Here is a 24,583-nt window from a genome sequence, read left to right as displayed (position 1 = left end):
AGAAACCTCTGCCTGGAGAGCGATCATGGCACTGCACCGCGTCGCCCGTTTTGCCGATGTGCCGGAAAACCGGGGCCTTGAAGTCCGGATTGATGACACCAAAATCCTTCTGCTGCGGGTCGGCGATCAAGTGCGCGCCTTCCAGGGCGAATGCCCCCACGCCGGGGCGCCGCTGGCCGACGGCGCGCTGTGCCACGGGCGGCTGATTTGTCCGTGGCACAAGGCTGCCTTTCGCATCGAAGACGGCGCGTTATGCGAGCCGCCGGCCCTGGACAGCCTCAAGCGCTACCCGCTGGAAATTCGCGACGACGAGGTTTGGGTCGATGACCAGCCGTTGGCCGACGCCCATACGCCGCCCGCGGATGATGAGCGAACCTTTGTGATCGTCGGCGCCGGGGCCGCCGGCACGGCAGCGGCGGCCGCACTGCGGGAGAAGGGTTTCGGCGGCCGGGTGCTGTTGATTGATCGGGAAACCGATGCCGGCTACGACCGCACCGTGCTGAGCAAATTTGTGATCGCCGGGGAAATGCCACCTAACGAAGTTCCGCCCCTGCGCGACGAATCTTTTTATCGCGAGCAACGCATCGAACGCCTGCACGGCGAAGTGGCGAGCCTGGACGCGCCGAACAAAACCCTGCACCTGGCCGACGGTCAAACCCTGCATTACGACGCCGCATTACTGGCCACGGGCGGCATCCCCAATCCGTTATCGCTGCCCGGCGCCGACCTGCCGCAGGTCTTTGTGCTGCGCTCGAAAGATCAGGCCCGGCAGATTCTCGACGCGGCCAAACCCGGTCAGCGGGCGGTGATCATCGGAGACAGTTTTATTGCCCTGGAAGCGGCTTCTTCCCTGCGCACTTATGGCCTGGACGTGACCGTGTTGGCCCGCCACGCCGTGCCCTTCGCCGCCCAATTCGGCGAAACCGTCGGCAAGGCGATCCGCGCCCGGCACGTCGCCCATGGCGTGGTGTTTCACACCGACAGCGAAGCCGCGTCCATCGAAGGCGCCGGCAAGGTTGAAGCGGTGATGCTGGACAACGGCCAGCGCTTACCGGCGGATCTGGTGCTGGCCGGGATTGGCGTCAGCCCCGCGACCGCCGTGTTCGCCGACCTGCCCAAGGAAAAAGATCAGTCGCTGAAGGTTGATGGCGGCATGCGCGTCACTGATGGGCTCTGGGCGGTCGGCGATATCGCCACGTTCCCGCTCAACGGCCAGCCCCAGCGGATCGAACACTGGCGGCTGGCGCAGCAACAGGCGCGGATTGCCGCCGCGAATATGCTGGGGGGCGATGAGCATTACCTCGACGTGCCGTTTTTCTGGACCTGGCACTTTGGCAAAAACTACGACTACCTGGGCCACGCCGAGAGCTGGGACGAGGTCGAATTCAAGGGCGATCCCTGCCATCCGCCGTTTATCGGGCTGTTCGGCAAGCACGGGGTCGTGGTGGCGGCGGTGGCCTGCGATGAAGAGCGGGCGATGGCGATGCTGGCGGAGCGGATGAAACAGCCGCTGCCGATGGATGAAGCGTGGCGATTGGTCCGGGATGTCACCTGATCTTGCACTGCACCTGTAGGAGCTGCCGAAGGCTGCGATCTTTTGACCTTCAAGATCAAAAGATCAAAAGATCGCAGCCTTCGGCAGCTCCTACGGGGACATGCGTCAGGTTTGGAGAGGGTTCAGCGGCTCTCTGGCAAGCGAATTACCCGTGGATGCTCCAACGGCGCCAATGGCGACGATTGCTGCGCCCGATCAATCGGGAAGTAATGGGTAACGACATGACTGACGTCGCCTTCCTGGTCGTTGTGAATGGTCATCGAGCCCGGGGTGCGCAGCTTCTCCAAGCGGTCGCCGCTCAGCTTGAAGCTTTTGCGCAAGCCGTGATCGTCCACCACCGGTGCCGGCAAGCGACGCTGGGCAAAGCTTTTGCTTTTGCGATGCTGGTAACGCGCCCAGGCAATCAGAATCACCGCGTTCAACACCGCCACCCACAGATAAATCTGCAACGTGCCGAGCGCGTCGAACACCGAGGCATCAATACGCGGGCCGTCGTGGGTATCGATCAGTGGCCATAAACCGCGCACCAGCAGGTAGAGCAAACCAATCCAGGCCAGTACGGTGAAGAAGGCATCGATCACGACCAGAAAGGGCCGCTGCCGGGTTCTGATGATTTTCATTTGATGACTTCCTCTTCATCGTCCAATGGCTTGATGCCCCGGTCCGGGCTGACCCAACGCGCGCGTTTCTGATGTTGGCCGAACAGCACTTTGGGGAAACTGACCAGTGTGGTGAACAAACTGACCAACCAGAACACCAGCGGGTACCAGACCACCCAGAACATGGTCTTGCCCAAACCCTTCTCATAGCGTCGGTCGATCATGATGCTGATCGCGAATTGCAGCAGGCAAACCATCGCCAGCAACAACCCGGTAAACGCCGGTGGCAGCAGGTGATCCACCGCAATCGCCGAGGGCATTTCGACAAACTTGCCCACCCCCCAAAAGATCACCGACAGCAGGAAAGTAAACGCCCAACCGGTGGACAGGCAGTACTCGAACAGCAGCGGCCACAAGTAACGATGACGGTACTGCCAGATCCCGCGAATGTTCTTGAACAGCACTTCGGCGCCGCCCTGGGCCCAGCGCAGTCGCTGCTTCCACAAGCCGCCGAGGGTTTCCGGCATCAGAATCCAGCACAGCGCCCGGGGCTCGTAGAAGATGCTCCAGTGGTCCAGTTGCAGTTTCCAACTGATGTCGATGTCTTCGGTGATCATGTCCGGGCTCCAGTAGCCGACCCGATTCAGCGCCGTGCGGCGGAACGCGACGATCACCCCGGACACAGTAAAGATCCGCCCGAACACCCGTTGTGTGCGCTTGATCAAACCAATGATCGAGGAGAATTCACCGACCTGAACCCGCCCCACCAACGTCGAGCGCGTGCGGATGCGCGGGTTGCCGGTGACGGCACCGAGGCGTGCGTTGTCGAGCATCGGCGCCACCAGATAGGCCGCCGTGTTGGGTGCCAGCAGCGCGTCACCGTCGATGCACACCAAATACTCGCTGCGCGCCGCGATGGCGCCCATGCGCAGGGCTACGGCTTTGCCCTGGTTTTCCGCCAGGTGCAGCACCCGCAAGCGCGGATCTTGCGCCGCCAAGGCGTCGAGCACGGCGGCGGTGTTGTCCTTGGAACCGTCGTTGATCGCGATCACTTCGATGTTCGGGTAATGCTGGGCCAGCGCCGCATGGATGGTGTCGGCGGCGTTGTCACCTTCGTTGTAGCAAGGGATCAGGATCGAAATCAGCGGTTCGCCGGCCAGCGGTGGCGGCAAAGTATCGTCCTTCCATGGCCAGTGCCGCTCCCAGTGCAGCCAGAAATACAGGCCACCAGCGATCCACAATCCGGACATGAACAGGGGATAAAAGAACACGAAGTCCATCAGGAATTGCCCGGTGACCAGGAAGATCAGCCCCAGGGGTATCCCCAGGACGATCGCCAGAACCAGCAGGGCCAGAAGTCTATCCAGCATGTTAAGGGTTCCACTTGTTGGAGAGCGCGGGCCGCACGGTGTTCAGGTCCGGCTGGTTCTCGAGGAAATTGTCCGGGTAGTAGCCGAAACTGGTGGCGCCCTGACGCTTGAGGCGGTTCATCCAGTCGCTCAGCTGCGCGCCGTCGATGTCGGAATCGGTTGTTTTCGTCCAGTCCTTGGCCTGCAATTCGAACACCGTGCGCTCGAGCGCACCGGGCCGCGCCTTGACCGTGGCCACCAGCGCTTCGAGCCAAGGCCCGGATTGCGCCTGGGTCTGTTTTTCCATCAGCGGCATGGCCATCGGCGCGGTCCAGTCGTAGGCAGCGAGGAAGTCGTCGAGGTTCTGCGCAAACCAGGCTTCGCTCGGGGGATTGAGCATCGGCTCGGCAAAGATATTGCGCGCGGTCAGCACCTGCGGGCCGCGAATGGCGCGGACCTTGGCGGTGAGTTCGTTAGTGAAATCGATCAGGTAACGGCTCTTGAATCGCGTCCAGCGTTGCAGCGTGGCCGGGTCGCCCCGCAGCGCGGCAATCGAGCCCGGCAGACCATGGGCGACATAGGCCTTGAGCGCTTCGGGGCTGGCGTCTTCGAAATCCGAGAGCACCGCGTCGTCGTGGTAGAGGATGCCGTCCACCGAGGTCAGGCGCGCCACGTCTTCGTAGATCTCACCGATGATGCGCCGCACGTTCGGGTCGAAGGGCGACAGGCGTTTGTACTGGTCCGGGTCCACCGACGTGGTGCCGGTTTTCGGGTCCCAACGCGTCACGCGCGGCAGCGTCGAATCCAGGGCAAAACTCAGCACCGGCATCCAGGCGAAGACCTTGACGTGAGCCCGGGTGCGCAACTGCCAGGCCACGCGGTCAAAGATGTCGGCGCGCACCGGCAAGTGGCGATTGGGGAAGTACAACGAATGCACCAGACCATCGCCCTTCGGATCGGCGAAGGCTTGCAGGAACACCGTGTTGGCGCCCATGTCGGCCATGCGCTGGATCAGTTTGCCGAGGTTGATTTCCTGCTGCGCCGGGTCCGCGTCGTAAACGTTATCCAGGTCCACATGCACCACGCGCATCGGCGATTCGGCCTGCACCGAAACGATGCTGTTGGCGAAATGCTCGCCGTCCGGGTCCGAGGCCACCAGGAAGCGCGGGCTGCTCATCAGGTTGTCGAGGGCGTCGAGGCCGTCGTCCAGGGTCAGGGCCATTTGGTAGCCCTGCTCGCTGACCACTTGCAGCGAGGTGCCTTCCGCCGTGCCGTACGGCCAGACCCAGATGCGCGGCTTGTAGCCGGTGACCTTGCGGATTTTTTCGGTGATGGTCACGACGTCCGCACGCATCCGCGACTGGAACTCGACTTCGGTTTCATAGCGACCGGCGACTGCATCGTAGCGACGGGTCGCGGCGGCCGGTTGCAGGTTGCCTTGGGGGTTGGCCAATACGCCTTTATGGCTGGCGTCCGTGTGGGCGGCGATTTCCACCAGCCCGGATTGGGAGATTTCGCGGATTTGGTCCCAGGTCAGGAAGTCCGAACGCTGGCGCGGTGTGCCGGCGAAATCCACCGGTTGGTTCAGCGGCGTGTCGATCCACACCCCGACCGGCGCCAGCAACGCGTGCCAGTTATAGGCGCGCAGCACCGGCAGGACACGGGTGTAGAAGCTCGAATAGCCGTCGTCGAAACTCAACAGAATCGCTTTGGGCGGCAATTCCGGGCCACCCTGGCGGGCGGCCATGATCTGGTCAACGGTGACGGGTTGGTAGTGGTTCTCCCTTAACCAGGCAAGCTGCTCGATCATGCGCTCGGTGCGCACGGCGACCACGGCTTGGTCCGGGTCACGGTCTTCGACGTCGTGGTAGGCAATCCCGAGTACGTGGTTTTTTGGCCACGGCTTTTCGTTGGCGGCCAGCGGGCGCTCGGAGGGCGGCGCGAACGCCGGGGCTTGCTGGGCGCAGGCGCTGACCAGCAGCGCTCCCAGCAAAAGGATGAAACGCGAGATAAAAGGCATCTTCAAACTCTTCTAGAAGCGGTAAGTGAGGTCGACGAGCAGGCGCAGATCGGTTTCGCGGTCGCCGTCATAGGGCCGGTTGATCACCGTCAGCAAGCCGCCCACCTCGAATACGTCGTTCCAGCTATAGCGCTGGCCGTAGCCCAACAGACCGATGCCGCCGGTGCCGTGATCACGCTGGCTGTAGGTGCCCGCGCCAGCCTGGAACTGCTGGCTCCAGGACGTTTCGTAGCGGTGATACAGGACGTGATTGACGTTCACCGTCGGCAACACGCTGAAGTCGGATTTGGGGTTGAAGTACGGCACGTCCTCGGACGCAGAGTTGTGGCTGGTGCCCACTTCCAGGCCCAGATCCACCTGCACTTTTGGCGCGGTGTAGACGCCTTCGCGCCCGGTCAGCAAGGCTTCGACGCGGTTGTTGCCGTCGCTGAAATGCGAGGGGCTGACCGCCAGTTTCCATTCGCGGCTTTCATTGGCGCGCCAGCGGATAAAACCGCTGCCGCCATTGGCGCTGACGTCGCTGTTCAGCGCTCGCAACGGGGTATCCGCCGAGAGGTAAGCGAGGCTCGCGCCGTACTGCCAGTGATCGTCGATGTCTCGGGTCATCGACAGGCGTGCGCCCTGTTTGTCGCCGTAGCCGTAGTTGTGATTGGAGACTTCCGCTTCCAGGGTCATGTCGCGGGTGCGGCGCTCGACGCCGAGCCGTTGCGTGCGGTCGCGACCGGTGCCTTCCTGGAAATCCCCGGAGGCGTAACCGACTCCGGCGAATACGCGCCAGTCTTCGTCGATGGGCGGGCTGTAGAGCACGGTTTCAATGCCGAAATCCTTGCTGCCCGAAACCGCACCGGCCCCGCTGCTGCCGCCGCCATAACTCTTGCCGCCGTAGGTCTGGACCCGCAACTCGGCCATCTCATGCACTTCGCGCTGGCGCTGCAAACGCTGGACTTGGCGGTTGTCGGGGAAACGCGCGCCCACATCGTCGGTCAACGCGTCCATCTGCCGCCATTCCTGCAAATCCATCGCGGTATGGGCCTGGGCGACTTCCAGCCCGACGTCACGGGGGACCATGCTCTCGGTTTCCTTGAGCTGCAATTCCGCGCGGCGCGGCCAGTCCCGCGCCAGGTACAAATCGGCCTGGGCCAGGCGCAAGCCGACATTGCCCGGCGCCTGATCGACCAAGGTCTGCAAGCGCCGCTCGCCGGACGGCAGGTCGGAACCATACGTCCCGGCCTGGGCCGCGAGCTGCTGGGCGTCCATCCATTCATCGTTGGGGTTGCCCACCGGCAAGCCCTTGAGTTCGATCCGTGGCTTCTGGGTTTTCGCCAGGTCCTCGGCGACCTTGCGCGCCTCGTCGGCCTTGTCACTTTCCAGCAGCGAGTAATACAGCGCGGTGCTGTCTTCGAGGCGATCACCGACATCGGCGTCCGGCGCGACCAGCACTTGGCGATAGAGGTCGGTGGCGATTTCCGGCTGGCGTTGATCCAGGTAAGACGACGCCACCCAGCGCAGGGCGTAGGTCGGAATCTTCACACCTTCGCCGGTCAGTTTCTGGTACTCGCTGATCACATCAGCGGTGCGCGCCCGGGCCTTGAGGGCGCCCATGCGGTCGATGCGCCAACGGGTGACGTCCTCGTGGGCCGCCGGGTCCGGGGTCCAGGTGGCGAGCAATTTGTCGTAGTCGGCCAGCGCTCGATCGGCGATCACGTAACGTTCTTTTTCGCTGCGGGTGGCCAGTTCCGCCAGGCGCACGCGTTCGGCGGCGAGGTCACCTTCGATACGCCGCAGTTGCACCGGATCAATCAGCCCCGGCCGTTGCCGGGCCAGGCGCAAGGCCGGTTCCGGCAGGCGCGCGCGTTGCAGGGCAAACACGTATTCCCGGGCAACTTCCGGTTTGCTGCCGGCGCGGATGAACGCCTGGTCGTATTCGAACAGCGCATCGTATGTGTTGCCGGCGCGGGTCAAGGCATAGGCCAGCGCCAGACGCCGGGACGGATCATCCGGTTTGGCGGCCACCAGGGCTTTGGTGCGGATGACGGCTTCGTCGGGTTGGCCGGCGTCGGCCTGGTTCATGGCCAGGCCGAGTTGCAGGTCCGGGTTTTGCGGCTCCAGCGCCAGGGCCTTGTTGTAGACCTGGGTCGCCGCATCCCAGCGCTTGAGGTTGCGGTAAGCCCGCGCCGTGGCGGTCAATGCCTGCACCGGCAACACCCGATTGCGTCCCTGGGTTTCGTAGACCTGCACCACTTCGGCGTCCAGCCCGGCCCAACCGGCAATCTGCAAATGATCGCTGACCTGACCGTTGGTGGCCTGATTCACCGGCACCTGGCGCAGCACCGTCAGCGCCGGCGCGTACTGGCCCGCACGGGCATCGCGGACCATTTGATCGTAAGGCGTGTCGGCGAATGCCAGCGTCGGCCAGAGCAATTGGCTGCACAGCGCAACGCGGATCAGGGGGCGCAAACCACGATGATGAATAGAGGGACCAGCAAAACGCGGCATTCGTCAGCATCCTTACATGGCCAGCCGGGTCGCAGTGCCCTCCTTGCCCATTCGTAGCGGAAAGCCGGGTCGACAGGACCCAGCCAGCTTGTCGGGGCGCAGTCTTGCACGCGATGTTGCTCAACTATTGAGAACACAATAATTGTTCAGATTCGTCAGACGGCGTGCCGCTCGCCCCCGGCAATGCTCAAACCCCAGACAGCAAAACGCCCGGCGTCTGCGTTGCACAGAGGCCGGGCGTTTGGGCTAACCGTCAGGTTTTACTCAACCTGTTCGGCGCCACCGAGTTTGCCCATCACGAAGCCGACAAACTCTTCGACGGTCATTTTCTGGCCGTTGAATTCCACCTGATTGTTGGCGTAATGCAGTTTGCTCACGACGTTGGTGCCGTCCAGTTTGGCCAACTGACTGCCCACCGCCATGGCGCTGAACATGTCGCTGGTGGCCGTCGCCTGATCGACGATGGTCTTGGCGTCGGTCTGGCCATCCGCTTGCGCCTGCAGGCTGAGCAGGTCGACGAGCATCGGCTTGGACACTTGCAGGTTGATGTCCAGCAACGCGATCAACTGACGGACCAATTGGTCGGGCGGCAGGTCCATGGACGCTGGTTTGGTCAGGTCGAGCACCAGGTTGGCGCGGCTTTCACCGTTGGCGGTGTTGAACGACAGGTTTTCCAGCGCCAACTGCGGACCGGCAGCCAGCAGTTTTTCCAGGCCAGCCTTGACCTGCGCATCTTCAGCCGGAGTCAGCTTCAGCTCGGGCGCCGGTTCACCGGCGGCAGTGGCTGCGGCAGCGGCTTGTTCATACGGTTGCAGTTTGGTCTGGTAAACCTCCATCAGCGACATCGTCGCCGGGATGTCGAGGTTCTTCAGGCTCATGGCCATTTGGGCCGAACCGATGGTTTTGCCATTGAACGTCAGCTCGCCGACTTTGTAATCGGCACGCCCGGAAGCGTTGGTGCCCGATTCTTCCGTCTGGTTCTTCATTTCGAATTTGTTGACGCCGACGATCGACTGCTTCGGACCGAACGTGGTCTTGCTGCTGGTCAGTTCGAGGGTGTTTTCGCCGGTGTAGTAGCCGTAGGTGCTTTTGACCAGGTTGCTGGCCAGGGTCAGGCCGTTCAGCTCAACCGTCACCGGCGCCTGATCTTCGGCCACGGTGGTCAGCTTCAGGCTGTCCATGTAGCCGTTGGCCTTGACCTTCTGCGCCTCGGCGCTGGCGGCGATGTCCATGTTCAGCCCGGAAAACTTCAGGCTCGACTTGTCATCCAGGGCCGCTTCCAGCGGCAGCAGCTCGAAAGTGCCGTTGGTGGAGTTGTCGTAACCAATGTTGACCACGCCTTTGAGCGGCGACAGGTCCTTGGTGGCGGCAAACCATTTGGCCGTGAGCGGAGTCTTTTCCAGTTCGTAGTGACTGGTGGCCATGACTGGCAGCCATTTCAGCGACACCAGGCGCGAGAACGGCAGCGGGCCGTGTTCGATGTGATCGACGAACAGCAATTCGACCGGTGCGCTGCCAAACATCTCGCCTTCGCCCTTGAGGCGGTAATGGGCGGTGCTGCTGAAGACATTGCGCTCCAGGGACACCAGCTCCAGCGAGGCAGTGCCCTTGGAACCGACCATCGCCGCTTGCAGTTCTTTGTTGGCATTGCCGATGGCGGTGTTCAACACGCCTTCAATCTTCGTCCCGGTGTACCAGGCACCGCCGGCGCTGATAGCCCCGATGGCGACGACAATTCCAAGAAGCACGCCTGCTGATTTATTCATGAATGACCCGATCAATGTCCGTTGTTGAAAATGTGGTCGTCTTCCCTGAACCCATGGCGGGTTGCAGCTCGACTTCGCGAAAAGTGCGAAGGAGATTAGCATTTGCAGGGCGAGACGGCCCAATGATTAAAGGTGAAAGAGTGTCTATGAGCACACAGGATGTTGATCGTTCCCGGGCGAGAGCGGTGCCTTGAAAAGATCGCAGCCTTCGGCAGCTCCTACAGGTTTACGCGTTCGCTGTAGGAGCTGCCGAAGGCTGCGATCTTTTTGCGATCAGGAATACTGCACTTCAATCTCATCCAGTTGATGATCAAAGCTTTTGAGCCGTGCCGTCCACGTATAGACCAGCACTTCAAAATCCCGATTGATCACCGCCCCGCCCGTCACTTCCGCGCGCGGGTCGCAGAAGTCCAGTTGATAGCGTTCGCGGGCCATGGCGTTGGCGACGTCGGAGAGTTCGCGGGCGTTGTTGAGCCAGTGCCAGCCTTCTTCGGTGACTTGCTTGTCGAGGGCCAGGCATTGGGTTTTCAAGGCTTCGAGGCTTTTTTCCAGCGGCGTGCCGGTGAGTTCGCCCATGACTTCCTGGAACGTGCGCCCCGGCTGCCAGTAGCTGCCCCAGAAGTAGCGATCAAACACCGTTTCGACCCGGCGCAGCGCGACTTTGGTGTCCCAGATCAGCACCAGGGTCTTGCCTTGTTCGAGGTGTCTTCGCTTGATCCGCGTGCCCTGGACCGACGCCCAGGCCACCACCACGATGGACATCACGGCAATCAGAGCCGAGGCGCTGTCGAGGAACACCAGGGCCTTGTCGATCTGATGGGCCAGCATGATGCCGTAGAAATAGGTGGCCGACAGCAAGACCAATGCCGCAATAGCGCACCAGAAGCCGGGAGCATAAGGGTTTTTCATTATTAGAGTCCCCATGACCAACGCGAGCCTTGATTGACGGGTTCGCTGTGCGATCCCGTCAAATCAAAGCATAGCAACGGCCTCAGGGTTTGCCGGGCTGTGACGCTTGCGTTCGTCCGCTTTCCCAACCGCCACCCAAGGCGAGGAACAAATCGATCTGGCTCATCGCGACCTGGGTGTTGGCCGACGCCAGTTGCGCGGTGACATCGGTGTAGGTGCGGGTGGCTTGCAGGTCGGCCAGGAACGACGCGCGGCCGGCCTGGAAGAAGCGGTGGGTCTGGTCCGCCGCCTGTTGCGCCGATTGCTCGGCATCGGCCAGGGCATCGCGACGTTGCAGCAACGCAGAGTACTGGGCCAGACCGGTTTGGGTTTCGCGAATCGCGTTGAGTACCACGCCATCGAAGTGCGCCAGCGCGCCTTGGGTCGAGGCTTCGGCTTCGCGGATGCGCGCGCGGGAGCCGTTGGACGGCACGGTCCAGCTCAGCAACGGGCCGAAGCCCCAGCGATTGGTCTGCGGCTTGCCGAGATTTTCCAGGGTGCCGACGGTGCCGATGGATGCGCCGATGCTGATGTCCGGGTACAACTCGCCGGTGGCGATGCCGATGCCGGCGGTCGCGGTGGCCAACCGGCGTTCGGCCTGACGCACATCCGGGCGGCGTTTGAGCAGCGTGGCGCCGTCACCTACCGGCAACAATTGCGCGATTTTCGGCAGTTCGGCGCAACTGTCGGTGCCGGCCGGCAGTTGATTCAGCGGTTTGGCCAGCAACATCGACAAACGGAACAACCCGGCCTGACGCGACGCTTCATAGCGCGGCATGTCGGCGCGCAAGGATTTGAATTGGGTTTGCGAGCGGGTGACCTGGGTTTCGTCGCCGCGCCCGGCATCCCGCAGACGCTGGGTCAGGGTGGTGCTTTGGGCTTGCAGGTCGAGGGAATGCTGGGCGATTTCCCGCTCTTCGTTGGCCGCGCAGACTTGGGTGTAGGCCCGGACCACGTCCGCTACCAACGTGATGCGCGCCGTGTCCGCAGCCGCTTGGGTCGCATCGGCATTGGTCTTGGCCGCCTCGATCCCGCGCTGCAACGTGCCGAACAGGTCGAACTGATAAGAGGTGGTAATACCGATGTCGCCGACATTCGCCACCGGCACTTTCTCCGGCAGCAGGAACGCTTCGCCGGATTCCTGCAACCGCTGGGCGCCCATCTTCACGCCGCCGCTCCAGCCGCCCGCCGCTTGCGCTTCATCGACCTGCGCCCGGGCCCGGGACAGGTTCGCCGCCGCCACGCGCAAATCGGTGTTGGAGGCCATGGCCTGCTGCACCAATTGGTCGAGACGCGGGTCCTGGTACAGGCGCCACCAATCGCTGGGCACCGGCGCCGAAACGACGTCTTTATCGACCACCGCCAAATTGCCCTGAAAGTCGTCACGGTGCACGGCCGCTTCGCCCGGCAAGTGATAATCCGGCCCGACCACCTGACACGCCGACAGCAACAGGCCTAAACCGGCCACCGCCAAAGCCGAGGCTTTGCTCATTTCGCCGGCTCCTCGGTGTTGTCTTTGTCGTCGATGATCGACACCGTCGCAGTGCGCCCGGCAATCATGCGGAAATCGGCGGGCACGTCGTCGAACGCGATGCGCACCGGAATCCGCTGGGCCAGCCGCACCCAACTGAACGCCGGGTTGACGTTGGGCAACAGGTTGCTGCCGCTGCTGCGGTCGCGGTCTTCGATGCCGGCGACGATGCTTTCCACATGCCCGCGCAAACGAGCGCGATCGCCGATCACCCGGATATCCACGCCCATGCCGACGTGAATGCCGTCCAGTTTGGTTTCTTCGAAATAGCCGTCGATGTGGAACGAATTACTGTCCACCACCGACAACACCGGCCGCCCGGCGGTGACGAATTCCTGATTACGCGGGGCCCGGTCGTTGATGTAGCCGTCCACCGGGCTGCGGATGGTCGAGCGGTCGAGGTTGAGCTGCGCACTGTCCACCGCCACCTGAGCTTCCATCAGCGCCACTTCGGCGCGGGCGACCTTGGACTGGCTCTCTTCCAGTTGCTCGCCGGGCACCAGATTGCCCAAGCCACGGTTACGCTTGGCTTCACGCTGGGCCTGGGCCAGGGTTTCCTGGCGGTCGGCAACCGCCGCTTTGGCTTGGCGCAGGGCCAGTTTGAAACGGTCCTGGTCGATGCTGAACAGCACCTGACCGCGTTTCACCAACTGGTTGTCGCGCACATCCACTTGCTGGATCAGCCCGGACACGTCCGGGGCGATCTGCACGATGTCGGCGCGGATGTGCCCGTCGCGGGTCCACGGGGCAAACATGTAATACATCACCATGCGCCAGACCACGACGACGGCGAAGGACACGATCAGCAGGGTCAGCAGCACGCGACCAATGGTCAAAAAAGGTTTTTTCATGTCATCAGGTATCGACTGAGTGAGTCCACGGCGCCGAGCAGCAAAGCGTAGAGAGCCACGTTGAACAATGCCCGGTGCCAGACCAGACGGTAAAAGTGCAGGCGCGTGAGCACCCCGTGCACCAACAGGTAAAACACATACGTAATGCCCACCAGCACCAGCAGCGTGGGCAGGAACACCCCGCTGATATCCAGATCACCAATCATAAAGGCGCTCCATCGATGCCATGGGGCAGCGGTTCTTCGAGGTCAGCCGTTCCGACGAATTCAACCCCGGGCAACAAGGCCAGGCGCAACCCGCTCAAGGCGTGCAGCAAATGTAGACGGGTGCCGTCATCGCATTCGGTGGTGAGGGCGCGACGGGTGCGGTCCAGGGTCATCAGCAAGGGACTCGGCGCCGGTAAACGCTCGCCGGCCTTGAGGCAGGCCTTGAAGTACTCACCGACCTCGGCCACCACTTGCTGCAGCAGCACTTGCGCGACACCCACCACTCGCGGCGTATAGGCGAGCAAGTCGAGCAGGTTCAGCGCCACCCGCAGTTCGCGCAGGGCCACGCCGGTGTCCTGGCCGGTCAAACCCAGGCGCGGCAAGTGCTGCATCAGCCGGTCGAGCATCTGCACGCCGAGCTTGCGGTGTTCGGACAGCGTCGCCGGTTCGGTCAGGCTGACAATGTCTCGCCAGCTAAAACGGGTCAGGCGCTTGGCCGCCAGTTCCGCACCGAATGGCCGGGCAATCAGGGTCCAGACAAAGGCAAACAGCAAGCCAATCGGCCCCGCCAGGTTGGAGTTGGCGAAGCTGAGAAAGTCCGCGTCATAGGCACCCTGGATGCTGATAAACGACGAGGTGTTCACCAGCGTCAGCAGCATCCCGAGGTAAAACTGCGGCTTGACCGTCAGGGTGCCGATGCAGATGAACGGCACGGCAAACGCCAGCACCAGCATCGGGAAGTCATGCAGGTTCGGCAGCACCAGGAACAGGTACAGACTGGCAAACAACACCGACATCGCCGTCCAGAAAAAGAACCGGTAAATCTGCGGCGCCGGGTCGTCCATCGAAGCGAAAAAACTGCACGCCACCGCCGCCAGAATCACCGCGCTGCCGCCGTCGGTCCAGCCGAGCAGAATCCACAACACCGAGGCGACGATGATCGCTGTGACCGTGGACATCGCCGAATAAAGCATCAGCCCACGGTCGAGAAACGGTGTCAGGCGACCGAGGCGCCAGTGCCGATAGACCGCGCGCCAACTGTCCTGGCTGTCGCACTGGATGGCGTATTGCAGGCTGCGGCAGTCCTGCCACAAATCGATCCACTCGCCGAGACGATACAAGGCGTTGGAGAACAGCAACTGCTTGCGATCATTCAGCGCCTCGGCACTCGGTTGCAGGGCTTCGAGCTGATCTTTCAGCGCTTGCCAGCGGTCGAGGTCGGCGTCTTTGTGATTGAGCCATTCGGTGCTCGCGGCCAGCAGCGGCGCGAACTTATCCACAAGCTCAGGCGTGCGGCGTTCGAGGGCGTAGAGCGCGTCGTCGAGAGCATCGATCACCGGCAACAAGTGAATCATCCGCCCGCGCAATTCCTTGGTGTTGCGCACCGTTTGCGGCCGCGTGCCTTCGTGGGGCAACTGGCCGATCATCAGTTCCAGACTGTTGAAGGTCGCGACCATGGCGGCGCGCAGGGTGCTGACTTCCTCCGGTTTCACCTCGCGGGTGAGGAAGCGCAGGCTGTAGGTCGAGGCGTCGGCGAACCATTTATTCACCGAATCGTTGAACACCGGCGCCAGGCGCCGGGGCCAGAACATCGCGCCGACCACCGCTGCGACGGCGATGCCGAGGAAGATTTCTTCGGTGCGCGCCTCGGCGATGTCCCACACCGCCAGCGGGTTATCCAGCACCGGCAGAGCGATCAGCGGCAAGGTGTACCCGGCGAGCATCAAGGCGTAGCTGTTGGCGGTGCGCAGGTGCAGGGACAGGAACAGCAAGGTCCCGGTCCACAACGCGATGATCACCACCAGCACCCACGGGCTCTGGACAAACATCGGCACAAAAAGAACCGCCGCCGCCGCGCCCATGAACGTACCGACGGCGCGGTACAACGCCTTGGAACTGGTGGGGCCGACAAACGGGCTGGACACGATATACACCGTGGCCATCGCCCAATACGGACGCGGCATCTGCATCAGCATGGCGATGTACAACGCGGTCATCGACGCGGCGAAGGTGCGCACGCCGTAGAACCAGTCCCGCGCCGGGGGAACACCCGTCCAGAACCCGCTCAAGGAACGATCACCGACGGATGCTGAGCGGCTTCAAACGCCTTGAGCACACGCAGCGCGGCTTCCAGATCGCTCTGATCGATGCCTTCGAGCACTTCGTGGCGCAAACGCACCAACTCGACTTCAACGGCCTGCACCAACTCGCGGCCGGTGTCGGTCAGGCTCAGGCACTTGGCGCGGCGGTCATGGGCGTCTTCCGTGCGACGCACGTAGCCCGAATGGCACAGCTGATCGAGCAAACGCACCAGGGACGGACTCTCCATCCCCGCCGCCTGCGCCACCGTCACCTGCCGCACACCCTCCCCCAAACGCCCGATCATCAACAACGGGACGGCGCAGGCTTCGGAGATTCCATAGTTGACCAGCGTGGTCTGGCAGATCTTCCGCCAATGCCTGGCGGCCACCACCATGGCACTGCTGATGTTCATCTGGAGAGCGTCGAGGTTTTTTGGCACGGGGGAATGACACACTGTTAGCTTGCTAACTATCAATATCGCATTCGAGGGAAAGGGTGGTCAAGTTTTGAAACAAATTCGCTTCTAGAAGGAGACTGACGGTTATGCGTCCGTCATCAATCTCCCGGCTTCCTCCTCAATAAACGCAAAAACCTCTTCCGACACGCTGTACTGAAACTGCTTACGCCGATGCTTCGAGACCTTGCCATCGTTGTCCAGGCACATCATCACCAACTTCGACAAATCACTCCCCCGCACATCGAAACGCTGATTCACCGCTTTGATCACCCGGTCATAACGATCCAGAAACTCGGTTTCCTCACGCAGTTCAACCTCCAGCGCCCGCCGTGCCATCCGCAAAGTGAATTCGACGCAGCGGGTCGCGTCCCAGAAGCGATAGATCGAAGGATGCCCGACGAACTCGAAAGCCATTTGGTCAGCATCCAGCCAAGTGACATTCCAGAAATCACGGGCAGGTTTTGAGAAGTCCTTCAGTGCTTCGAGGTAGTTCGCCTCTTCGTGCTTCATGGCCACGGAGACGGGCAGCAGCAAACCGTTTTCCAATGCACCGGAATGGCAAAGCGTCTGATGGATCAGGAAACGTGAAAGTCGACCATTGCCATCCATGAACGGATGAAGGAAGACGAACCCGAAAGCAGCCACGGCCGCCGCCACCAGCGGATCGACTTGCCTTGAAGACTGATTGGCGAAGGCCATCAACTCTTCCATCAATTCACGACACAGGTCCGGTGCGGGCGGTACGTAGCTGACGCCTGCGGCACCACGCAGACCGTTGTGCAGGTGATTCTGTTCGTGGCGAAACAGGACAGCTTTGTCGAAAGGATTGGAAACGGTGCTGTTTTGCAGTTCGACTAAATAGTCTTCGCTCAACTCACGTCCTTCGTGAGCCTGGCGCAGCAGTTGAACAAAGCGCCGCGATTTTTCCTCGCTCGGTTCTTCTTTCTCGATGGCGAAGGAATCGCGGGTTTCGTGCAGGTAAGCCCAGTTGATGGCGCGGTCCATCATCTCGGGTGGCAGGGTGGCCATGAAGGCTTTGGCTCGACCGAGGATGTCGAGACTGAGCAGGGTTTCGAGTTCGGGGGTTCGTTCTACGGTGGCGCAGTAGTGCATGGAACCCAAGCCATTAAAATCGACGCGCCAGCGGCTATTGCGCAGGGCTGGACCCGTCACATAGCGCTTGGGATCGAATAGCGCGACAACACTGCCCCGAACCGGTATCGAATACTCAAGTTGTTGGCCGGTGAAGCTCTCCCACAAAAAGCAGGCTTTGCGAATAAATACGCCATTCGGTGATTTGGCCAACTCATCCAGCAATTGCTTAGCAGAAACAGCTTCAAGTGCCTGGGCAAGAATGCAAAGGTTGACGCCCTCGTGCTTGAGGGCAAAAAGAATATGCTCAAGCATCGAGCCTTGAGCTGGAGCCACTGCCTGTGGAACAGCCAAACAATCACCGATCAATGTGATACGAGTGACTGGCTTGATCATCGCCGCGCGTTGGGGTGCGAACGCTTTGAGATTCAGCGCATCACGTAGGTAGGCGTATCCAACGAAAGGCATGGCGAGCGTCCACAGAAAAAATTCACTTTGGCGATTAAAGCCCAGATTTTTTTACCACTCACCAGATTTTTTTACATTTCAGCCTTTTCCTTCAGATTTTTTTACACCTCCTTCTTCAACAACGCATCCAACCGAGGGGGAGATAATAAAATCTTGAAACACATTGGCGATCAGCGACAGGGGCCTCGTCGCGCATGCTCAACGCGATCAGATCAATGTGGAGATTGTGCAATGAACACCAAACCCATCCGAGCCGATAAGGACCTCACCAATGCGCTTTTGCGCATTGAGCAGTTGTGGGGAGCGGCATCGAACTCCGCCGAAGGGGATGAGCTTGAAGTATTGGCCATGTTGGTAGAAAAGTACGAAGAAGAGCACTTTCCGATTCCGGCTTCCAATCCCGCTGAATCCATCAAGTTTCAAAAACAGCGCGAGTCGCGGGAGCACGAAGCGTTTTTACAGCGAAAAGTGGACATCGCACGAGCGTCCATCAGCTCAGGTGAAAACCTGACCCATGAAGAAGTGGAAGCAGAGTTTTCCGCCAAGCGATTGAGAGTGGCTGAAGAGTAAGGGTTATTGCTCACACTTCCCGACAATGGCCACTGGAGAGTGAAAAACTCCTCAGAGTTACACCCCCCGCCCCTTCCTCATCAACACATCCAACTGATCCACCACCTCCGCCCAATCCGCGTCATCCAGAATCTCGTCCCGCAAAAAAGCGGCCTGGCTCTCGGTCCAGAAAAACGCATCCGCCAGGTGCAGTTCGGGTTTGAGGGGTGAATGGGTGGCGATGAATTGGTCGATGCTGACCGGGTCGCTGGCCAGGCCGAGTTGTTTGAACAGGGACGGCAGGCTGTGGGTTGGGGATTGCATGTTGGGCTCCTGGGTGGCTGGAAAATTGTTCGCGGGCAAGCCTCGCTCCTACGGATATTTGCGGACCTGTAGGAGCGAGGCTTGCCCGCGAAGGCGATATCACTGACACCGTAAACCTAATGACTCACCTCGCAAACCTGCGCATGCGGCACCATTTTCAGAAACTCCGGCATGCTCATGTGCAGCAGGTTGTGATGGTTACCGGCCTCCAGATAAATATCTTTCTGCCGCGTCAGCAACGGATCGATGACCATGTCCAGCCCATAGGATTCACCCAGCGCCGGCACCGCGCCGCGTTCGCAGTCGTTGAACAGGTGCGCCAGGGTGCTTTCCCGGGTGATCTGCCATTCGCCACTGCCGCGTACTTTGCTCAGGTCCAGGTGACGGCTGGCGGGGAGCACGGCCATCAGGTAATGCCCGTGGTGGTCGTCGAGGATCACCGATTTGGCCACCCGTTCGGCAGGAATGCCCGACACGCGCGCCGTTTCAAGGCTGCTGGCCGAGTGCGGGTGGGTGACGATGTCGAATTCGCAGTGGGCCCGATTGAGGCTGTCCTGCACGGTTCTTGCCATACGCATGATGCACCTCGGTGTCCGCTGCAAGCACAAACGGACGATGGTTAAACCCGTTCTCTTCCTTTGAAAGTCTAGGTCCGCCGGGGCAAACCGGTGGGAAATCTGCCCGCCGGGGTCGCCGCGACAACTGCTCAAAATTCGTACAGCCCACCGCTCAGCTAGACTGTATACAGAACCACCCACGACTCTCCCGGAGGGTCACGTGAACACTCGTTGTGGTGCCATTGCGCTGTTGTTGGCCGTGAGCGGATCGGTTTTCGCGGCGGACACCGCTGTGCTGTTGATCCCCGACCCCCTCGGCTTCTGGCTGATCGTGTTCGGCATCGCGTTTCTGGTGGCTGAGGCGACCTTGCCCAATTACGGCGTGATCGGCCTCGGCGGGCTGGTGATGTTTGTGGCCGGCGCGGTGATTTTGACCAACGCCAACATCCCTGTGCCATTGATGATCGGCCTGGGCTTGATCAGTGTCCTGTTGCTGATCGCCCTGCTGATCCGCGCCCTGAAAACCCGACCGCGCCGCGTCGTCAGTGGCGATGCCGGGTTGCTCGGCAGCGTGACGCCAGTCACCGGGTTGCAAGGGACAAACGCCTGCAGCGGCTGGGTGCAATTGCAGGGCGAACGCTGGCAAGTGCACAGCGCCACGCCGTTGCAGCCGGGCCAGAACGTGCGCGTCGTGGCCCGCAAGGGATTACTGCTGCAAGTGGCCGCGGCTGACGCGGCGCCGGTTGGAGAATAGTCATGGGCCTGCAAGTCGGTGTTGCCGCGCTGTTGCTGTTGGTGATTGCCCTGGCGGGGTCGACCTTTCGCATCCTGCGCGAATACGAGCGCGGGGTGGTGTTCCAGCTCGGGCGCTTCTGGCAGGTCAAGGGGCCGGGGCTGATCCTGCTGATTCCGGCGGTGCAGCAAATGGTCCGCGTCGACCTGCGCACCATCGTCCTCGACGTGCCACCGCAAGACGTGATCACCCGGGACAACGTCTCGGTGAAGGTCAACGCCGTGCTGTATTTCCGCGTGCTCGATCCGCAGAAAGCGATTATTCAGGTTGAAGATTTCCTGATGGCCACCAGCCAATTGGCGCAGACCACGTTGCGGGCGGTGCTGGGTAAACATGAACTGGATGAGTTGCTGGCCGAGCGCGAACGGCTGAACGTGGATATCCAGCAGGTGCTCGACGCCCAAACCGACAACTGGGGCATCAAGGTCGCCAACGTTGAAATCAAGCACGTGGACCTGAACGAATCGATGGTGCGCGCCATCGCCAAACAGGCCGAAGCCGAACGGGAACGGCGGGCCAAGGTGATTCACGCCGAGGGCGAATTGCAGGCGTCGGAAAAACTCATGCAAGCGGCGGAGATGTTGGGGCGGCAGCCGGGGGCGATGCAGTTGCGGTATATGCAGACGTTGAGTTCGATTGCCGGGGACAAGAGTTCGACGATTGTCTTTCCGTTGCCGATTGAGTTGTTGAAGGGGATGGCGGATTTGTCGTCGAAATTGTGAGGAAGATCAAAAGATCGCAGCCTTCGGCAGCTCCTACAGGGGTTACGCGTACACCCGTAGGAGCTGCCGAAGGCTGCGATCTTTTGATCTTTCCTACATTCACCAACGTCCGGCAATCCCGTCGGAGATTTCCTTCAAGTTGTAGCGGCGTTGGTGAACTTGTTCCGGCCCGAAGCCAGGTCTAGTCTGGGTTTGTCACTGAATAAAACGGTGACACGGACGTGCAAGTCCGACGAAACTGTTTAGGTCGCAATTGCCATACATCTCAATGAGCATTTATTGGCTCACTGCTTTATGGCGGCTGCGCGCAGGAGATCCTCGGATCTGCTGGGTGTCCTAAACAGTCCCGGTCTTGCACACCTGCGCTCGGCCGCCACCCTCTTCGCGTGCAAGCGAATGGTGACGGCTCCCAACTTACTGTTTAGGAATTTTATATGCACAAAGTGACTCCGAATCCTCCAGAAAACTCTGGAACCGACTCCGAAGAAGAAACCGAAAAATTCAAAGAAGCCGCCGACCGCGCCTTCGCCCACTACTTCCCTCCGGCTGACGAAAAACCAGCCAAACGCCGTAAATACCACCTCTTCGCCGTCGCCCCGGACATCAACGACCCCGAAGCCATGTTGGCCAATGCCTCCGAGGACTTGCTGTCCATCAGCGCGATTGCGGCCAACCTGGCAGATGATGTGGAAGGCACACGCCGCTCCGTCGCCCTCGCGATCAGCCGCCTGAGCGATGGCGTGCAATTGTTGGTGGAGCGGGTGCTGGATTACCACGAGGCGATGGCTGAGGCTAAGGTCTAGCCGATAAATTTTCGGCGAATTGAAGGCCGCCTTCGCGGGCAAGCCTCGCTCCTACAAGAGATTCAGGTCGGACACAAAATTTGTATTCACTGAAGATCAACTGTGGGAGCGGGCTTGCTCGCGAAGGCGTCAGACCTGCCGACGCCGTTCCAGCGCCTCATACGGCCCCCGCGCCCAACGCTCTACCCGTTCAACCAACAGCGCCGAAGCCTCGCGGCGCTTGCTCTCACTGTCGCCAACAAACACTTGCGACGGCTGTTTCGCATGCTGCCCCACCGCCGCAAACACCTGCTCACGCTGCACGTCATCCAGGCCAAAAAATTCAGCCAAACGCCCAGCCATCGCCCCCGGCAATTCACGGTAATTGACCGCCAACCCGCCAAACTCAAGGCACTGCGCCAACCCCCATTCGAGCAACCGCCCCACCCGTCGGGCGATGTAATCTTCGCGGCCATCAACGGGTAAATCATCGTCGAGCCCACTTGCCCCGATCATCCCCGGCACCATGTGCATGCCCGGCCGGCGCAGGTGTGAGACGGCGATTTCCAGCGGATCGCGGTACACAAACAGCCATGGCGTCTCAGGGAAACTCGCGCGCAACAGCGGTAATTCAGCGATGTTCCAGGCATCGAGTTTGATCACCAACCGCTGCTCCGAACCCACGCGACGCTGGCCGTAAGCGGACAACAACCCTTCGAGGGCCGCCCGTCGCTCGACGGCCGGCAAACCACTGCGCAGCAACGCGTCCAGCGGCGGCGGTTCGCTGATGACGATGTGATCATCGAGGCGCGCAAGCATCTGACTGATCAACGTCGAACCACATCGCGACGCATGAAAAATAAACGCACTCGGCGCCAACCCAGGACTCATCGCCTGCCAGTCGCCGAGAACAGACAACGGCGTTTGCCGACGAAACGCCTGGTTGAACGGCAGCCGCAACGCATCCTCCACCGCCTCGCGAAAAAACGGCTGATGCAGCGGCGTCTCACCGAACCAACACCAATCCACCAGCCACTCGCCCGCCTGCTGCCAGACCCGAATCGGCAGCCAGCCGTCCAGGTTCAGGCGTTCCATTGTTCATTCCATTGGCGGCGGCCATTGCGCATCGCGGCGCGCAGCTCTTCGCGGGAAAACACCAGGCCTCGCTCGGCCGCCAGTTCCAAAGTACGCGCGATAAAAACTTCAGTGTCCGCCAAACCCTGCAACACGTTCGAAAGCAGCGGATCACTGGCCACTAATTGCTGAAATTGCCGCAACGCCCCGTCCCCATCCGCAGGCAAAGGCGTGGTCGATAAGCCGTCGATAATTGCCCGCTCCAGCCAAACGCCGGGACGGCAATCGAGCACTAAATGAACCCGCGCCGAACAATCGCGATTGTCCACGCGATGAGGCCGCGACAAATCGAGAAACCAGCACTCACCGGCAGCCATCGGCATGCGCTGACCGTCGAGCCAAAAATCCACTTGAGGCGGGCTGAGCAGCGGAATGTGCAGGCGCAGATCGGCGTCGGGCTCGCCGAGGTCATAGTCGCGGTGTTCGTGGATCTGTCCGCCCGGCCCGAGCCGCAACAGCCGCGCCGAGACAATCTCCAAGGGCAGATCCCGCAAACCCTGCTGCCACCGCACATCTCGCCGCCAAGGTGCGCGCAATAGCGGCTCACCCGTGCCGGGAGACAGTTCGGTCAACGCATCCGCCGCCGAAATCAGCGCCACGCCGCTCCAGTCGCCGGCGTAGTAAGCGCTGTTGAAATGACCGTGCCAATCGTCCTCGCCAATCGCCGCCAACGCCTGCAACAGCAACGGTAAATTCACCGTCACCGGCAGGCGCGAGAACGCCGCTCGGCTCATCGCCAGGGCAGCGAGTTACTGGGCCGGCGCTTGCGGCGGCACTGGTACCGCGATGTTGCCCGACGCCCACGCGGCTTCACGGTTGGCCAACGCGGTGGCGATGGACTGGACTTGGGTGGATTGCACTTCGTCCGGCATCGGGTCGAGGCCGGCACTGGCGAAGATCTGACCGTAAGCGTTACGCAGATCGGCGTAGGACAAGTCCCGACGCAAGTCCGCTTGCAAGGTGTTCAGTTCGCCCTGGATCAAGTCCAGTTCGCCCAGGCCTGCCGCTTGATGACGGTTGCGCAATTGCCCGAGGATTTGTCCGTCGATGCTCGACAGTTCCTGGTTGGTCTGGAACTGATGCAGCGCTTCCTGGTAGTTGGCGTTGGCCACGTAGAGCTGGGCCAGCACTGCGATGGACATCGCCTGACGACGGGCCTTGGCCACTTCTTCGCCGGCCTTGGCCACGTTGATCGCCGCCGGGGCGGAGATCACGTTGAACAGGTTCCAGGTCAGCTTGACCCCGTAGTCGGCCCACTTGTCGTTGACCAGAAACGAGTTGCTGTCGTAATGCCCGCCGGCCGAAAACTCCAGCCCCGGCAACAGCCGCAGCATGGCTTTACGGGTTTCGGCGGTGCTGATGCGGGTCTGGTAATCCTGCTCGCGCAGTTCCGGACGGCTGGCCAGGGCTTCGTGTTCGAGGCTGGCCATGCCGACTTTCAGTTGCGGAATCGTGTAGTCGTCCGGGGTCGCCAGTTTCAGGTCGGTGCCCATCGGCAGGTTGATCAGGGTCGCCAGTTCGGTTTTGGCCAGGGACAGCGCGCGGCGCTGCTCTTGCAACTGACGGGTCGCCTCGATCAGCGAGCGCTGGTAACCCAGGGCCACCACCGGGTCGCCGATGCGTTGTTCGCTCATGCTCTGGCTGTTATTGCGCGCCGTGTCGACCCGGGCCATCAGGCTGTCGATCTGCGTCAGCAGGCGTTCGGCGGCCACCGCACGCCAGTAGGCCGAGCGCACGTCCTGGACGATGGTGTTGATCACTTTGCGCCGACGTTCCTGAACGATTAGGCGTTGGTCGCCCTGCTGCTTGGCGCTGATGTAGCTGACGCCGAAGTCGAGGACGTTCCAGACCATGGTCAGGTCGGCGACTTTGCGGTCACGGTCCTGGGAGGTCGACGGTTCCAGGGACTGGGTGCCGGTCAGCACACTCTGGCTGCTGGAGGCACCCTGGTTGTTACGCCCGACATAGCCGGCATCCAGCGCCATGCGCGGCAGCATGTCGAAACTGGCGAGGTCGAGTTGGCGCTTGGCCAAGGCCTCTTCCATGATCTTGAGCCGGCCTTCGAGGTTGTATTTCACCGCGCGGGCCATGGCCTGGTGCAAAGTCAGTGGCCCACTGAGGGGCTCCTGACCGGTGTACATGTTTTGCATGTCGCTTTTGGCACGCTGTTCACTTTCGCTACGCTCAATCGGTTCACTTTTGACTGCGCATCCGCTGATCGCCAACGCCAGTAAGCTGGCGCCGAATAACTTATGACTTTTTTTCATCCTTGGACTGCCCCTGGGTGACGCACAGAATTAAG

At 61.3% G+C, this 24,583-nt stretch carries 22 protein-coding genes; 5 read left to right on the top strand and 17 right to left on the bottom strand.

The genetic code is table 11. The features are described 5' to 3' along the window. Window positions 1–25: 25 nt before the first annotated feature. Window positions 26–1,555, top strand: coding sequence for an FAD-dependent oxidoreductase (locus V5E99_RS14770; protein ID WP_499803090.1), 1,530 nt, complete (start codon window positions 26–28; stop codon window positions 1,553–1,555). Window positions 1,556–1,677: 122 nt separating this feature from the next. Here the strand turns inward: V5E99_RS14770 and pgaD are convergent, their stop codons facing one another. The 12 genes from pgaD to V5E99_RS14710 all read right to left on the bottom strand — a co-directional run bounded on the left by pgaD (window position 1,678) and on the right by V5E99_RS14710 (window position 17,420). Next, complete coding sequence (pgaD, locus tag V5E99_RS14765) at window positions 1,678–2,175, bottom strand: poly-beta-1,6-N-acetyl-D-glucosamine biosynthesis protein PgaD (RefSeq protein WP_499803089.1); 498 nt, start codon at window positions 2,173–2,175, stop codon at window positions 1,678–1,680. Next, entirely contained in the window at window positions 2,172–3,524 is a 1,353-nt protein-coding gene (pgaC, locus tag V5E99_RS14760; RefSeq protein WP_499803088.1) for a poly-beta-1,6-N-acetyl-D-glucosamine synthase, read from the bottom strand. Before pgaC ends, pgaD begins: the two co-directional genes overlap by 4 nt. 1 nt (window position 3,525) lies before the next feature. Next, window positions 3,526–5,523: a poly-beta-1,6-N-acetyl-D-glucosamine N-deacetylase PgaB gene (pgaB, locus tag V5E99_RS14755; protein ID WP_499803087.1), complete on the bottom strand. Its 1,998-nt coding sequence runs from the start codon at window positions 5,521–5,523 to the stop codon at window positions 3,526–3,528. A gap of 12 nt (window positions 5,524–5,535) precedes the next feature. After that, the gene (gene pgaA / locus V5E99_RS14750) at window positions 5,536–8,019 is read right to left on the bottom strand and encodes a poly-beta-1,6 N-acetyl-D-glucosamine export porin PgaA (RefSeq protein WP_499803086.1); all 2,484 of its coding nucleotides are present in this window, start codon (window positions 8,017–8,019) and stop codon (window positions 5,536–5,538) included. A 260-nt stretch (window positions 8,020–8,279) separates the two neighbouring features. Next, the gene (locus tag V5E99_RS14745; RefSeq protein WP_499803085.1) at window positions 8,280–9,785 is read right to left on the bottom strand and encodes a YdgA family protein; all 1,506 of its coding nucleotides are present in this window, start codon (window positions 9,783–9,785) and stop codon (window positions 8,280–8,282) included. Window positions 9,786–10,058: 273 nt separating this feature from the next. Next, entirely contained in the window at window positions 10,059–10,694 is a 636-nt protein-coding gene (locus tag V5E99_RS14740) for an NADH:ubiquinone oxidoreductase subunit N (protein ID WP_201199503.1), read from the bottom strand. Window positions 10,695–10,776: 82 nt separating this feature from the next. Continuing rightward, window positions 10,777–12,225 (bottom strand): efflux transporter outer membrane subunit, encoded by a 1,449-nt coding sequence (locus tag V5E99_RS14735; protein WP_499803084.1) that lies wholly within the window; start codon window positions 12,223–12,225, stop codon window positions 10,777–10,779. Continuing rightward, window positions 12,222–13,115 carry an efflux RND transporter periplasmic adaptor subunit gene (locus V5E99_RS14730; RefSeq protein WP_499803083.1) on the bottom strand — a complete coding sequence of 298 codons (894 nt, stop codon included), beginning with the start codon at window positions 13,113–13,115 and terminating at the stop codon, window positions 12,222–12,224. Before V5E99_RS14730 ends, V5E99_RS14735 begins: the two co-directional genes overlap by 4 nt. Beyond that, window positions 13,112–13,321: a DUF1656 domain-containing protein gene (locus V5E99_RS14725; RefSeq protein ID WP_499803082.1), complete on the bottom strand. Its 210-nt coding sequence runs from the start codon at window positions 13,319–13,321 to the stop codon at window positions 13,112–13,114. Before V5E99_RS14725 ends, V5E99_RS14730 begins: the two co-directional genes overlap by 4 nt. Continuing rightward, a complete protein-coding gene (locus tag V5E99_RS14720) occupies window positions 13,318–15,390 on the bottom strand; it encodes an FUSC family protein (RefSeq protein ID WP_499803081.1) in 2,073 nt (690 codons plus the stop codon). Before V5E99_RS14720 ends, V5E99_RS14725 begins: the two co-directional genes overlap by 4 nt. Continuing rightward, entirely contained in the window at window positions 15,387–15,815 is a 429-nt protein-coding gene (locus V5E99_RS14715; RefSeq protein WP_499803080.1) for a MarR family winged helix-turn-helix transcriptional regulator, read from the bottom strand. Before V5E99_RS14715 ends, V5E99_RS14720 begins: the two co-directional genes overlap by 4 nt. A gap of 129 nt (window positions 15,816–15,944) precedes the next feature. Then, complete coding sequence (locus V5E99_RS14710) at window positions 15,945–17,420, bottom strand: Fic family protein (RefSeq protein WP_499803079.1); 1,476 nt, start codon at window positions 17,418–17,420, stop codon at window positions 15,945–15,947. A gap of 231 nt (window positions 17,421–17,651) precedes the next feature. On the opposite strand from V5E99_RS14710, the gene V5E99_RS14705 reads away from it, so the two are divergent. Further along, a complete protein-coding gene (locus V5E99_RS14705) occupies window positions 17,652–17,990 on the top strand; it encodes a hypothetical protein (protein WP_499803078.1) in 339 nt (112 codons plus the stop codon). Window positions 17,991–18,047: 57 nt separating this feature from the next. Here the strand turns inward: V5E99_RS14705 and V5E99_RS14700 are convergent, their stop codons facing one another. Together V5E99_RS14700 and V5E99_RS14695 are read right to left on the bottom strand one after the other, a co-directional pair. Next, window positions 18,048–18,293, bottom strand: a complete 246-nt coding sequence (locus V5E99_RS14700; protein WP_499803077.1) for a DUF2789 domain-containing protein — start codon at window positions 18,291–18,293, stop codon at window positions 18,048–18,050. 116 nt (window positions 18,294–18,409) lie between these two features. Continuing rightward, complete coding sequence (locus V5E99_RS14695) at window positions 18,410–18,871, bottom strand: aminoacyl-tRNA deacylase (RefSeq protein ID WP_499803076.1); 462 nt, start codon at window positions 18,869–18,871, stop codon at window positions 18,410–18,412. A gap of 199 nt (window positions 18,872–19,070) precedes the next feature. Between V5E99_RS14695 and V5E99_RS14690 the strand changes: the two genes are divergently transcribed. From V5E99_RS14690 to V5E99_RS14680, 3 genes are all read left to right on the top strand, one after another. Next, window positions 19,071–19,604 carry an NfeD family protein gene (locus tag V5E99_RS14690; protein ID WP_499803075.1) on the top strand — a complete coding sequence of 178 codons (534 nt, stop codon included), beginning with the start codon at window positions 19,071–19,073 and terminating at the stop codon, window positions 19,602–19,604. Between the two features lie 2 nt (window positions 19,605–19,606). Next, entirely contained in the window at window positions 19,607–20,365 is a 759-nt protein-coding gene (locus tag V5E99_RS14685; RefSeq protein ID WP_499803074.1) for a slipin family protein, read from the top strand. Window positions 20,366–20,799: 434 nt separating this feature from the next. Further along, window positions 20,800–21,168 (top strand): DUF6124 family protein, encoded by a 369-nt coding sequence (locus V5E99_RS14680; protein ID WP_499803073.1) that lies wholly within the window; start codon window positions 20,800–20,802, stop codon window positions 21,166–21,168. Between the two features lie 129 nt (window positions 21,169–21,297). Here V5E99_RS14680 and V5E99_RS14675 read toward each other — a convergent pair whose 3' ends face one another. The 3 genes from V5E99_RS14675 to V5E99_RS14665 are packed head-to-tail and all read right to left on the bottom strand — an operon-like array spanning window position 21,298 to window position 24,548. Further along, on the bottom strand, window positions 21,298–22,242 hold the full coding sequence (locus V5E99_RS14675; protein WP_499803072.1) for a sulfotransferase family protein: 945 nt from the start codon (window positions 22,240–22,242) through the stop codon (window positions 21,298–21,300). Continuing rightward, window positions 22,230–23,015 carry an aspartyl/asparaginyl beta-hydroxylase domain-containing protein gene (locus V5E99_RS14670; RefSeq protein WP_499803071.1) on the bottom strand — a complete coding sequence of 262 codons (786 nt, stop codon included), beginning with the start codon at window positions 23,013–23,015 and terminating at the stop codon, window positions 22,230–22,232. Before V5E99_RS14670 ends, V5E99_RS14675 begins: the two co-directional genes overlap by 13 nt. Before the next feature lie 15 nt (window positions 23,016–23,030). Continuing rightward, window positions 23,031–24,548 (bottom strand): TolC family protein, encoded by a 1,518-nt coding sequence (locus tag V5E99_RS14665; protein WP_499803070.1) that lies wholly within the window; start codon window positions 24,546–24,548, stop codon window positions 23,031–23,033. Window positions 24,549–24,583 lie beyond the last annotated feature (35 nt).

Source organism: Janthinobacterium sp. LPB2021202312-11-4 (genome assembly GCF_037049705.1).
In the GTDB taxonomy this organism is placed as follows: domain Bacteria; phylum Pseudomonadota; class Gammaproteobacteria; order Pseudomonadales; family Pseudomonadaceae; genus Aquipseudomonas.
Note: the sequence above shows the minus strand (reverse complement) of the source record. Positions and strands in the feature narration are given on the sequence as shown.